Here is a 12,549-nt window from a genome sequence, read left to right as displayed (position 1 = left end):
GAACCTCAATTGACCGAGGTCGCCGGCGATTGCCGACGACCTCATATCCAGAGCGCCGTAGAGCGCTACTCGGCCCATCAAGCAGGAGGCGAAGATCAGTTGCGGGGCTGCAGCAGCGCCAAGACAACTGTTAACGCTGCCAGCAGAGCGGTAAGAGTCGAGGGTCCCACAGCGCCATAGTGGTCGACGATATAGCCGCCAAAAACCGCGCCGATACTAATGGCCACCTGAAAAGAGACGACCATCAGGCTACCCACCGCCTCGAGAGCGTCGGGGGCCGCGCGGGAAAGATTAGTCGGCAGCACTACGGGCGCCATGCCGAAGGCAAAGCCCCAAAGCGCGACGAGCGCAAACGCGACGCCGATATGAGTGCCCCAAAGCACCAGAGCGAGCGCGGCAAACCCCATCAGTGCCGCTGTGACGGCCAGCGCTATGCGGATGCTCGCATCGGCCATCCGCCCACCGGCAACATTGCCGATCACCGAGGCGATGCCAAAGCCCAACAGTGCCAGGGCGATCGATCTGGTTTCAAGGAGTGTCACTTGTTCGAGGAACGGACGCACATAAACCGACCCGGCAAAATGCCCGGTCATCAGCAAAAGGATGGCAAGCATTCCCAGTTGAACGCCGCCCCGTCGTGTCAGCCGGAAAACATCAGCGAGACTGTTGCTTGTGCTTGCGGGGAGCGTCGGCAAGCTGAGCACCTGCAGCAGCATGGCAAGGGCGGCAAGCCCGGCTGTCATCGCCATGGCGCTACGCCATCCCAGCCAATCGCTGATCAAAGCACCTGCTGATGGTGCAGCTATCGTGGCGAGCGAAACGCCGAGGGTGACGATAGCCATGCCTCGACCTGTCGCATTGGCGCCGACCAGCCTCGCCACGACGGCCACTGAAAGCGCCCAAAAGCCGCTGAGCGCGATGCCCAAGCCAGCCCGGCCCAACAGCAACAGCCAAAAGTCGGTCGCCAACGATGCGAGAATATTGGAGCCGATCGCCAACGCACTGAGACTGACCAGCACCGCCTTGCGGTTCAGTCTGCCGATGAGAACATTGCTCAAAAGGGCCGTCACAGCGCCGACGGAAGCGGTGGCGGTGACGACCTGTCCGGCCGTTCCCTCGGAAATGCCGAGATCGCGCGCCATTGGCGTCAACAGGCCCGCGGGCAGGAACTCAGCAGACACCAGTGCAAAGCTGGCGGCCGCCATGGAAATGACGGCAAACCAAGTGGCTCCACTCCAGGCGGGTGATTCAGCTGTCTGCAGACCAATTGCGGCCTCGTCGAACTCTGATGTTGTATCCGTCATTGAAGGCTCTCCTGTTCGGAGATTTCATAGACGAAGTTTTCAGGATGATATGTATCTTAAAATCCGAAATCCATGTCCGTTCGTCCGGAACTTGTGCGACGCACAATTCCGGGGGAGACGTTCGTGACACGCTTGAAGGCCCGCGCGAAAGACGCCTCGGAGTCATAGCCCAATCGGGAGGCAACCTCGGCAACCGACATGCCGTTTTGCGCCAACAAATCGCGGGCAAGCTGCATACGCAGGCGGGCGAGATAATGTGCCGCGCCTTCTCCCAAGATAGCGCTGAAGCGCTCGGCGAAGATCGAGCGCGACTGGCCTGCCACGCCGGCGAGCCTTTCGAGGGTCCAGTTATGGCCGGGATCCCGGTGCATGGCCGCCAACGCACGACCGATATTGGGATCGCGGATGGCGGCGAGCCAGCCGGTGGTCGAGGCTCCGCTGCAGTTGACCCAGCAGCGGATAAGCCGCGCTGCGAGCAAGTCCGCCATACGTGACAAGACCGTCGCGCTTCCCATCTGGGGCTGTGTCGCCTCCGTTGACATAGCGGCCAGCAGGGGGCCCACGATCGGGTCATTACCGGCCACATCGCAGCCTTTGATGATTGGAGGCATCAGGGCGATCAAGGGGTTAAGCGCATGGGCGCCCAAAGCCATGGAGCCGCAGAAGAGGGTGCTGGCGGCACCCGTCCCTTCCCGAGAGACGTCGCAGACGTTGCTGCCCAATCTTGTAATCTGACAGCTTTTAAGCGAGTCGCCCTCAACGTCCGGCGCGCTCGCCAATCGGTGTGTGACGCCTTGCGGCAGCAGCACCAGATCGCCATCATTCAACTCCTGCCACCCTTGGACCTCGGTATGGATCCAGCACGGACCCTGGCTGACGAAGTGAAAACGAAGCAGTTGTTGTTGCGGAAAGGTGATGCTCCATGGATGCCTGAGCTCGCAGCGTCCATAGTTGACTCCACTCAAGCGAAAGTCCTGCAGGACCTCGCTCAGGGCATCCATTGGGATTGTTGAGGGCGACAACGGCCGGGACGGATGGTCAAGCATGGAGCCAAGTTAGGTCTCAAGCATCCGGGATGCAAGCCGTCACAGCGCGGTCCCTTGCGGCGTCGCGCTGTCCGTCGACAGCGGCTTCACAGCGCATTGATTTCGCAAGGCTTCCGCCAAAGCGCGAAGGAAGTCGATTCGTCAACCCCTGCCGTTGCGGTGTTGCCGTCACCACAATGAGAAAGGCCGGGCATCTCATCCGATGCTTCCGGCCCCCAAATTCATGGCCGAAGGATCGGCCTTCTTCGTTAAATCAATCGGCGATTAGGCGCGTTCGCGGCGCTGGCCACCATTGCGGGAGCCGGAGCCGCCGCGGCGGTTGCCACCATTGCCCTCACGGCGGGGTTCGCCGCCCTGGGCCTGGTGCGGGCCGCGGTCTTCGCCTTGCTTTCGGGCCGGGCGACCGGCGTGGCGGTTATTGCCGCGGTGATGCCCACTCGGTTCGCCATTGGCGTGGGCGCCGTGATGGGCAGGACGCTGCGGCTTTGCCGAGGGGCGGAAGTCGGAGGTCGAGACCAGATCGTTATCGGGGCCAAGATTCGGGGTGGCCTCGCCGCGGCGCTGGCCGCGGAAATCCTCGTTGCGGCTTGTGCGTTCGGGACGCGGGCGGCGTTCCTGACGGCTGCCGCGATGCTCTGAGCGGTTCGCGTCGCCACGGCCTTCGCTGCGGCCATGACCTTCGCGACCTTGGCCTTCGCGACCTTGGCCGCCACCGCGGTTGCGGTTGTTGCCATTGCCGTTGCCGCGGCGGGGGCCGCTATTGTTGATATTGGCCGGCGGTTCGCCGCTTGCGACTGCGATGTCGATGCCCATCAGGCGCTCGATGTCACGCAGCAGCTTGGCTTCGTCGGGGGCGCAGAAGGCAATCGCGATGCCGTCGCGGCCGGCGCGCGCGGTGCGGCCGATGCGATGGACATAGGCGTCGGGCACCTCGGGCAGGTCGTAGTTATAGACGTGGCTGACGGCCGGGATATCGATGCCGCGGGCGGCAACGTCGGTGGCGATCAGGGTCTTGATGCTGCCGTCACGGAAGGCCTTCAGCGCCCGCTCGCGCTGGCCCTGGCTCTTATTGCCGTGGATCGAGGCGACGGAATAGCCGATATTGTCGAGGTGCTTCATCAGCTTCTCCGCGCCATGCTTGGTGCGCAGGAAGACGATGGCGCGGCCGTCGGGATTTTCGGTCAGCGACTTGCGCAACAGTTCCGTCTTGTCGTTCTTGCCGGCGACGAAATGGACATACTGCTCGACCTTGTCGGCAGCCTTGCCCGGAGGCGTGACTTCAACCTTCACAGGATCGACGAGATATTCGCCGGCGAGATCGGCGATAGCCTTCGGCATGGTGGCCGAAAACAGCATGGTCTGGCGCTTCTTCGGCACCAGCTTGGCGATCTTCCGCAGATCGTGCACGAAGCCGAGGTCGAGCATCTGGTCGGCTTCATCAAGCACGAGATAGCGCACCGTGGTCAGGGTGATGGCGCGACGATTGACGAGATCAAGCAGGCGGCCGGGCGTAGCGACCAGAACATCGGTGCCTTTTTCCAGCTGAAGCTGCTGTTTGTTGATCGAGACGCCGCCAACGACGACGTTGATGCGCAGCGGCGATTTGCGGATGAATTTCTTCAGGTTGTCGGCGATCTGGTTCACCAGTTCGCGGGTCGGCGCCAGGATAAGCGTCCGCGTCGTGCGGTTGTCTGGGCGACGCTCGTCGGCAAGCAGCTTTTCGATGAGCGGCAGGCCGAAGGCGGCGGTCTTGCCGGTGCCGGTCTGGGCAAGGCCAATCAGATCTCGGCCCTGGAGGAGAAGGGGGATGGCCTGTTCCTGGATCGGCGTCGGCGTTTCGATGCCGAGCTGGAACAAGGTGGCGACGATCGGCTTGGAGACACCAAGCGATTCAAAATTAGTCAAGGCATAACCTTTCGGGGCGCCACAACGACTATGGCCGGAACGCACCATGCGATCCGGTTTCATTCTGGCGTCAAGAACCCCGCGTGAAGTGGGAACTTGCAAGTTGGAAAAAGCTTTCCAGCGCTTCTGGCCGCTGATGGGAGTGCGGCGCTTTATCGAAATGCGCTTTTGTCCCTTCTTCCTGCGTTTCGTATTTTTTAGCAGGGGCACGCTCACGCGGCGGCCGGAAGGGTGAAAGCTGAGCCGCATTTGGGCTAATTCACTCACAAAGTCAAGTGCGGCGCACAAAAAGCCTTAACCGGCATCCATCGACGGCATTCTGAGGACGAAGCTTTCCGATGCGCTTTCGGCACCGTTGACGAGGATGGCGATGCGATGTTCGCCGGGATAATAGCGCCGGGTCGTGATCGGTCGAATGGCGTGGCGGCGCTCGATCGCCTGGCTCTGGCCGGGAGCCAGCGTGATCGTCTTGCACTTGAAGACCTTGGGCGACAGCGAGCCGTCAGCCTTCACATGGTGGATGGCATAGTCGATCATCACCGATTGCGCGGCTTCGCCGCCATTGGTCATCCGCATTGCGAAATCCAGCCCTTCGCCGAACACCACCTCACCGTTCAGGAGGCGCAGTTCGCATGCGAGCGAGGCCGCGGAGCCGAAGCCGAAATTCGCGAGCGCCTGTGCGTGGCCGTTCTTCAGGAGCGTGCGCGAGGCATGTTTCAGCAGCCGGCGGCGCTCGGGTGAAGCGTCCTCGATCTGGCCGGCGATGAAGGCGGCAACCATATCCGGATGATCCTTGGCAATATCGTTCAGGCTGTTGGCGACGGAGCGGCGCACATAATCTTCCGGATCGTCCATCAATGCGCTCAGGATCGGCAGGATCGGCGCCGGATTCCTGACGAGCTGCGTCAGGCGCATGGCCCAAGGCAGGCGCGGCCGCGTTCCCTCGCTCGCCAGTCGGCGCACATGCTGGTCGGGATCATCGACCCAGCCGGAAATAATGGCGAGCGAGCGCTGCTGGTCGCGATGGATGAAGGGACGAATACCGAATTCGGCGGTGAAATGCGGCGTCAGCGCCTTGAGGAGGTCGAGGCCGAGTTCAAAATGATCGAGGCCGCGCGCAGCGATGAACTGATTGATCGGCAGCAGCATCCAGCCGGTCAGCCCGGGCTTGCCTGATGCAGGCAGGCTTGCCTTCAGGATGGCGGCTGCGTCGCTAAAGTCCTCGGGAAGCGTCACAAACAGCGCGTCGCGGATCAGCGCCGCGCGTTCCATCAGTTCCAGCGCCACGAGGCCGTCGGTCGCGAGCTTCACGAAATGGGCCTTATCGAAGGACGGCGCGTGGGCGGCGAGGCGATCGGCTATGTCGCCGACCAGCGCCTCATGCAGCAGGTTTTTGAGCGGCTCCGGCATGCTGATCCTCCCTCTGAGGGGAGGTTTGGACCGGCGCCGCCGGGAGGTCAAGCGGCGCCGGATGCCGAAGCTCTATTCAGGGCATACTTTGACGCGATAGGGCTCGCCCCAGCGATCGTGCCGCCATTCGATATGGCAATAGTGCGGCCGGTAATAGGTCCCATAGACGGGATAAGGGCGATAGACGGGGTAGGCCGGATAAACGGGGTAGGCGGGGCGGGCGGCCTCCGACAACAGAGCGCCGCCGACGACGCCGGCGGCAAGGCCGCCCCAGAAGGCATCGCGTGGATGGGCATCGGCAGTGGTGGCAGTGGCGAGGGAGGCGCCGGCAAGGGTCAGCGCGATCAGGCCCGTCGCCATGGTCTTATGAAGAACGGACATGCTATTTTCCTTGATTTGGATTGGCTTCCATAAAGCCATGCTCAGACTCCCCCCGGAACGCGGCGGCGCGATGGCAACGCAAGCGCTTGCCGCATTAAATTTTCGTCATGATTTGAAGGGATCCCGAGTGAACGAGGCGCTGATTGAGACTTGTCGATGCGTCACAGATGATTGAGTCCTTTCAATCCCCGGCGAGCTCGGACTGCCGATCGAAGTTATTTCAGATCATCAAGCCGGCGTGCAAAATTTCACTGCGCAAATTTATGGTTAAAACCTTATTAAAAGCCTTGGCGTTATAGTCTTTGTCGTTGATATTTCATTCATTGCGGGAGCGACAATTTTTTGAAATCAGCCGGGGACATATTGGAGTTGGCTTGCCGCCGGATCGCCGATCTGGACACCCCAGCCTATGTCAAGAACAGCGAGCTGCGCTATGTCGCAGTCAACGAGGCCTATGCCAAGTTCCTCGGCCGAGAGATTTCCGACTTCATCGGCAGGCGCAGCCGCGAACTGTTCGACCGGCCCGAAGAAGAGGATCGCGAGGACAAGGAGCGCCGCGCGCTGGTGTTCGGCACCGAGGAAAACGCCATCTGTTTCGATGCCGAGGGTCTTGGCCACGAGCGCATTCATGTCGAAAGCTTCTCGCCGTCGCCGGAGCGGGTCTATGTGCTCGGGATCTTTGAAGCCCGCGAGCGTCGCGTCGTTGCCGGCAGGGAGGCCGCAGACAGCTCTCAGGCTGTAAACGATTCCGGAATTGCCGCCGATCTCGCCCAGGTGCGCGACGCGCTGGAAAATCTCGGTCACCCGATCGGCATCTTTGCACCGGACGGACGCCCGCTGGTCGTCAACGCAGCCTATCGCAACGGCGCGACGACTGTGGCCGCCGGCGATTGGGCCTGGGGTGAAAGCGTCAGCGAACTCGACGCGCTGCGCACCGTGCTGGAGGATCTGCCGGTTGCCGTCTTCGTACGCGACGACAAGCATCGCCTGATCTATGCCAACAAATATTACGAGACCTTCAGTGGCCGAGCCCGCGCCGAGTATCTGGGAATGACCGAACACGAGATGTTCGGGCCGGAAGCTGCTGAGCCGATCTACCAGGAAAACCTGCTGGCGCTCAGAGATGGCATCTCGGTGGAGCTCGAGAGCGAGATGCCGAGCACAGGCGGCCACGTCTATCCCGTCATCTCGCGCGTCAACCGCGTCGTCACGGTGGATGGGCGAACCTATGTCGTCGGCTCCTTTTCCGACATCTCGCCGCTCAAGGAGCGCGAGAAGGCGCTGATCGACTCGCGCAAGCAGGAAGAAGTGCTTCATCGGGATATCGAGAGCATCCTGCGTTCGCTGCCGATCGGCGTGCTGATCCTCGATAACGACCACCGGATCATCTACGTCAACGAAGAATTCTACAGCATCTGGGAGCTGCCGCGCGAGGATCGTTTCGACGGGCGCCCGTTCATCGATGTCATCCGCCGCAACCATGAGCTTGGCCGCTATGACGGGACGCGAACCCCGGAAGAGCTCTATGCCTTTCGCAAGCACTTGTTCGAAGCGGACGAGCCGGAGCCGATCGAGGTCGGCTGGACCGGTGGAAAATCGGTTATCTTCGACAGCCGCCGCATCTCCAACGACCGGATCCTGCTGACCTATGCCGATATTTCGGCGGTGCGCGAGCGGGAAAAGGAAATTCACGAGACCCGCGCCGCGCTGGAGCGGGTCGGTGAAATGATGCGCGATGCCACGCACGCCATGTCGCAGGGACTTGCCATCGTTCAGGACGGCATCATCAAGATGTCCAACGAGGCGATGGCCGATATCCTGCAGATCCCGCCGCATTATATCGAGGCCGGACAAGGCTGGCTCGACATGTTCGAGTTCTGCGCGGCGCGCGGCGATTTCCATGATGCGGCGGACGAGATCCTGCAGGAGTGGCGCGCCAGTATCGCGGCGAGGCAGCCGATATCCACCGTCTTCCATGTCGGCGGCGAGCGCTGGGTGAATATGGACGCGACGGTCAGCACGGGACAGCATTGGGTGGCGCTGTTTACCGATGTCACCGAGCTCAAGAGCCGCGAGGAGGAATTGCGTGAGCTGCTGTCGCGCGCCGAAGCGGCCGACCGCGCCAAGTCCGAATTCCTCGCCAATATGAGCCATGAGATCCGCACGCCGATGAACGGCGTGCTCGGCATGGCGGAGCTGCTGGCGAAGACCAATCTCGACACGCGCCAGAAAACCTTCATCGATATTATCGTCAAATCGGGCAACGCGCTGCTGACGATCATCAACGATATTCTCGACTTCTCGAAGATCGATGCCGGGCAGATGAAGCTGCGCAAAGCGGCTTTCGATATCACTGAAGCGGTGGAGGATGTGGCGACCCTTCTCTCCTCGCATGCCGCCGAGAAGAACATCGAGCTTCTGGTGCGGGCCGCACCCGACCTGCCCGCCGCCGTGATCGGCGATGCCGGCCGTTTCCGCCAGATCGTCACCAATCTCGTCGGCAACGCGGTCAAGTTCACCGAGCGTGGCCATGTCTTCGTCGATGTCGGCTTCGAGACCGGCGCCGGCGGTGAGATCATGGCGAGCGTCCGTATCGAGGATACGGGTATCGGTATCCCTGAGGAAAAGCTGGAGTCGGTGTTCGACAAGTTCTCGCAGGTCGATGCTTCCTCGACCCGGCGGCATGAGGGAACAGGCCTCGGACTGGCGATCACGGCCGGGCTCGTCGACCTCTTCGGCGGATATATGAAAGTCGAGAGCCAATGGGGCAAGGGCTCGGTCTTCACCGTCAATCTGCCCTTTGCAGTGGCGGCTGCCCGCCTGGAGCCGAAGCCGCTGCCGATCAACGTGCAGGGCGCGCGCATGCTCGTCGTCGATGACAATGAGGTGAACAGGCGCATCCTCACCGAGCAGCTTTCGCTCTGGGGCTTCGACGGCGTAGCCGCCGAGGGCGGCGGCACCGGCCTTGCGATCCTGGAAGCGGCGGCCGATCTCGGCGTCACCGTCGATGCCGTCATACTCGACTATCACATGCCCGACATGAACGGCGCCGATGTCGCCCGCCGGCTGCGCGCCGATCCCCGCTTCGTCGAGCTGCCGATCATCTTCCTGACCTCAATGGACATCTCGGGCACGGAAAAGGAGTTCGCGGCGCTGAACGGCCAGGCGCATCTGATGAAGCCGGCGCGCGCCAACGTGCTGCGCAACACCGTTGTCGAGGTGGTTCGCGCCCGGCGCGTGAAGCAGGCTTCGCGGGCCGAAATCACCCGCCTGCAGACCGAAACGGCCATGCTGGCGCCGGCCCCTGTGCCAGCACCGCAGAAGCGGGCGGCTGAATTCGTCGACGTGCTTGTCGCCGAAGACAACGAGGTCAACCAGATCGTCTTCACCCATATCCTGCAGTCGACGGGGCTTTCCTTCCTTGTTGTCAATAACGGGCAGCAGGCTGTTTCCGCCTGGGAGAGCCACACGCCACGCATCATCATGATGGATGTCTCGATGCCCGTCATGAACGGCCATGAGGCGACCCGGATGATCCGCGAACGGGAAAAGGGGCAGGGCCATCGGGTGCCGATCATTGGCGTCACCGCCCATGCGCTGGAAAGCGACCGGGAGCTCTGCCTCGACGCCGGCATGGACGACTATATGTCGAAGCCGATCAGCCCCGAGCTACTGGAAGAGAAGATCCGGCAATGGCTCGGCAAGGACGACCGGCAGGCGGAACGTACGAGCTACTGATCTCCAGCGACGAATGCCGATAAGCTTTAGCCGGCAGGCGCCTTGACGCCGCAGAGCATCTCGCGCTTGCCGGCGAAACCCTTGCGGCGTTCCACGGCAAAGCCTGCCGCTATGAGATTGCGGCGTACGAAGCCGGCCGCGGCATAGGTGGCGAAGGTGCCGCCGGCGGCGGTCCTTTTGTTGACCTCACGCATCAGTTCTTCCGACCACATGTCGCCGTTGCGCGACGGGGCGAAGCCATCGAGATACCAGGCGTCGAAGCCGGGTTTTGCCGCGGTGACGCCGTCAAGCGCCCGGCCGCAGACGACGCTGAGCCGCGTCTGGTCGTCGAGGTCGAGCGAGACGATGCCATCTGGCGTTTGCGGCCAGGCCACTGTCAGCGCTTCGCGCTCGGCATCGATCTCTGGCCAGTGCGAGAGCGCCCGGCCGATGTCTTCGCCGCGCATCGGGTGGAGTTCGAAGGAGATGAAATGCAGCTGCTGGCCGGCGGCGCGGTGCTGCTTCCATCGCCGCCAGGTCTCGGCGAAGTTCAGGCCGGTGCCGAAGCCGAGTTCGCCGATGACGAACGTCTGCCGCCCGCTCCAACGCTCGGGCAGGCCGTTGCCGGCGAGGAAGACGTGACCGCATTCCAGCCGGCCATCGGTCTGACAATAAAAATGATCGCCAAAGGCTGTGGAATAAGGCATATCGCCGTCGCGCCATTCGAGCGGCTGCGACGCGCCCGCGCCAATCTGATCAGGGTTCACGTCTGTCATGGGAAAAGCCGATAGTCCTCAGCCGGTCTCAGGTCAATCATCCTGCGAATTGCTGATCGTCGGCGGCGGCATCATGGGTCTTTGGGCGGCCGTCCATGCCGAGCGTCGCGGCATCGGCACGGTCATTGCCGACGCCGGCAGATTGGGTGGATGCGCGAGCGGCGGCCTGCTCGGCGCGCTGATGCCGCATATGCCGGACCGGTGGTCCGAGAAGAAGCAGTTCCAGTTCGATTCGCTGGTGTCGCTCGAAGCCGAGATCGCTGCGCTGGAAGCAGAGACCGGGCTCTTGGCCGGCTACCGCCGCTCGGGACGATTGATCCCGCTGCCGAAGCCGCATCTTAACAAGATAGCACAGGGCCATTCCGAGGACGCCGAGCGCCATTGGCGGGCCGGCGCACACCGCTTTCATTGGCATGTGCTCGACAGTCCGCCGGTTAGCGGCTGGGTCGAGGACTCTGCGGGCGAGAGCGGCTTCGTGCACGATACGCTTGCCGCGCGCGTCGCACCCCGCATGCTGATCGCGGCGCTCGTCGCTTTCCTGCGGCGGGCAAAACATGTGCGCATCGTCGAACATGCAACGGTTGCCTCTCTCGATCCCGATCGCGGCACGGCTGCGATCGGCGGCGAAAGCGTGGTTTTCGATCACTGCATGCTGGCTGCCGGCCACCAGTCTTTCCCGTTGCTCGATGCGCTGACACCAGGGCTGAAACAGCCGCTCGGCCAGCCGGTCAAGGGACAGGCGGCGCTGCTGAAAGCCGATATCGACCCGGCCTTGCCGACGATCTTCCTCGACGGGCTCTACATTGTCGCGCATGAGGGCGGATATGCGGCGATCGGCAGCACCAGCGAGAACCGTTTCGATGACCCCGCCTCGACCGACGCTCAGCTCGACGGGCTGATCGAGATGGCGCGCGGCATTGCGCCAGCGCTTCGCAACGCGCCGGTTGTCGAACGCTGGGCCGGGCTTCGGCCGAAGGCGATCGATCGCGATCCGATGATCGGCCGTCATCCCGGCCATCCGCGGCTCGTCGCATTGACCGGCGGATTCAAGGTCAGCTTCGGCTTGGCGCACCGGCTGGCGGAAGCGGCGGTTTGCATCGCAGGCGATACAGATTGCGAATTATTGCTACCGGAAAGCTTTGCGATTTCAAGCCATATCGCTGTGGCTTCACGTTAAACGTGAATTCGATACAGCTTCGTTTCGTTATTCTGTCATGCAAATCACCTATCTGCTTGCGCATCGATAGCACCGGAGATCATCGGCGCTCCCTATCCTTGATGGAGGAAATTGCATGCGCTATGCCATTTGCTTCACGCCTCCGGCGAGCGATCCGCTGTCGCTTGTGGCCGCCAATTGGCTTGGACGAAACGTATTTTCGGGCGATATGCTTGAGCCTCCGGCCGTCCGCGGCCTCGGCATTCACGAGATCGCCTTCCATACCGCCGTGCCGCGGCGCTATGGTTTCCACGGCGTTCTAAAGGCGCCTTTCCATCTGTCGGGCGATATGTCCGAATCGCAACTCCTGCGCGATCTCATGCGTTTTGCCGGGACACTCGCTCCGTTCCAGATTTCACGTCTCGAAATAGCCCGGCTCGGCAGCTTCTATAGCCTGATGCCGAGCGCTCCTTGTGAGCAGATCGAGTATCTCGCTTCGGCAATCGTCCAGGAGTTCGATCGCTACCGCGCGCCGCTCAGCGAGGCCGACATAGAGCGCAGCGACCCGGATGGATTGTCGGCGGCCCAATTCGCCAATCTGCATCGTTGGGGCAATCCTTATGTCATGGACGAGTTCCGCTTCCATATGCCGGTGACAGGCTCCATCAACGCGATCGACATGCCCCGTATTGAATCGGCGCTGCGGACGATCTTCGCGCCCGTCCTCAAGGAGCCGGTGATGGTTTCGAACGTCGCTTTGATGATCGAAGAGGGCACCGGTGGTCCCTTCCGCGTCCACTCGCTGCATCCCATGGGTAAGGTCAGCGCGCGCAGGATCGCTTGACCACGCGTCA

At 62.2% G+C, this 12,549-nt stretch carries 10 protein-coding genes; 4 read left to right on the top strand and 6 right to left on the bottom strand.

What is annotated here, in order from left to right:
• Positions 1 to 95 precede the first annotated feature (95 nt).
• The 3 genes from J2J99_RS16510 to J2J99_RS16500 all read right to left on the bottom strand — a co-directional run bounded on the left by J2J99_RS16510 (position 96) and on the right by J2J99_RS16500 (position 4,303).
• Positions 96 to 1,304: an MFS transporter gene (locus J2J99_RS16510; protein WP_168298478.1), complete on the bottom strand. Its 1,209-nt coding sequence runs from the start codon at positions 1,302 to 1,304 to the stop codon at positions 96 to 98.
• A gap of 56 nt (positions 1,305 to 1,360) precedes the next feature.
• Entirely contained in the window at positions 1,361 to 2,350 is a 990-nt protein-coding gene (locus J2J99_RS16505) for an AraC family transcriptional regulator (protein ID WP_168298480.1), read from the bottom strand.
• A gap of 264 nt (positions 2,351 to 2,614) precedes the next feature.
• Positions 2,615 to 4,303, bottom strand: a complete 1,689-nt coding sequence (locus tag J2J99_RS16500; protein ID WP_168298502.1) for a DEAD/DEAH box helicase — start codon at positions 4,301 to 4,303, stop codon at positions 2,615 to 2,617.
• Between the two features lie 55 nt (positions 4,304 to 4,358).
• Here J2J99_RS16500 and J2J99_RS34490 point away from each other — a divergent pair, with 55 nt between their 5' ends.
• Positions 4,359 to 4,490, top strand: a complete 132-nt coding sequence (locus J2J99_RS34490) for a hypothetical protein (protein ID WP_259664568.1) — start codon at positions 4,359 to 4,361, stop codon at positions 4,488 to 4,490.
• A 59-nt stretch (positions 4,491 to 4,549) separates the two neighbouring features.
• Here J2J99_RS34490 and J2J99_RS16495 read toward each other — a convergent pair whose 3' ends face one another.
• Positions 4,550 to 5,665 (bottom strand): DNA alkylation repair protein, encoded by a 1,116-nt coding sequence (locus J2J99_RS16495; RefSeq protein WP_168298482.1) that lies wholly within the window; start codon positions 5,663 to 5,665, stop codon positions 4,550 to 4,552.
• Positions 5,666 to 5,737: 72 nt separating this feature from the next.
• Positions 5,738 to 6,046, bottom strand: a complete 309-nt coding sequence (locus J2J99_RS16490; protein ID WP_207600929.1) for a hypothetical protein — start codon at positions 6,044 to 6,046, stop codon at positions 5,738 to 5,740.
• 342 nt (positions 6,047 to 6,388) lie between these two features.
• Here J2J99_RS16490 and J2J99_RS16485 point away from each other — a divergent pair, with 342 nt between their 5' ends.
• Positions 6,389 to 9,784 (top strand): response regulator, encoded by a 3,396-nt coding sequence (locus tag J2J99_RS16485; RefSeq protein ID WP_168300566.1) that lies wholly within the window; start codon positions 6,389 to 6,391, stop codon positions 9,782 to 9,784.
• A gap of 26 nt (positions 9,785 to 9,810) precedes the next feature.
• On the opposite strand, the gene mnmC2 is transcribed toward J2J99_RS16485, so the two are convergent.
• Positions 9,811 to 10,539, bottom strand: a complete 729-nt coding sequence (gene mnmC2 / locus J2J99_RS16480; protein WP_168300567.1) for a tRNA (5-methylaminomethyl-2-thiouridine)(34)-methyltransferase MnmC2 — start codon at positions 10,537 to 10,539, stop codon at positions 9,811 to 9,813.
• Between mnmC2 and J2J99_RS16475 the strand changes: the two genes are divergently transcribed.
• Positions 10,538 to 11,716, top strand: coding sequence for an NAD(P)/FAD-dependent oxidoreductase (locus tag J2J99_RS16475; protein WP_168300568.1), 1,179 nt, complete (start codon positions 10,538 to 10,540; stop codon positions 11,714 to 11,716). The two genes, mnmC2 and J2J99_RS16475, sit on opposite strands and share 2 nt — an antisense overlap.
• A gap of 115 nt (positions 11,717 to 11,831) precedes the next feature.
• A complete protein-coding gene (locus tag J2J99_RS16470; protein WP_168300569.1) occupies positions 11,832 to 12,539 on the top strand; it encodes a DUF1045 domain-containing protein in 708 nt (235 codons plus the stop codon).
• Positions 12,540 to 12,549 lie beyond the last annotated feature (10 nt).

It is taken from the genome of Rhizobium binae (genome assembly GCF_017357225.1).
Taxonomy (GTDB): domain Bacteria; phylum Pseudomonadota; class Alphaproteobacteria; order Rhizobiales; family Rhizobiaceae; genus Rhizobium; species Rhizobium binae.
Note: the sequence above shows the minus strand (reverse complement) of the source record. Positions and strands in the feature narration are given on the sequence as shown.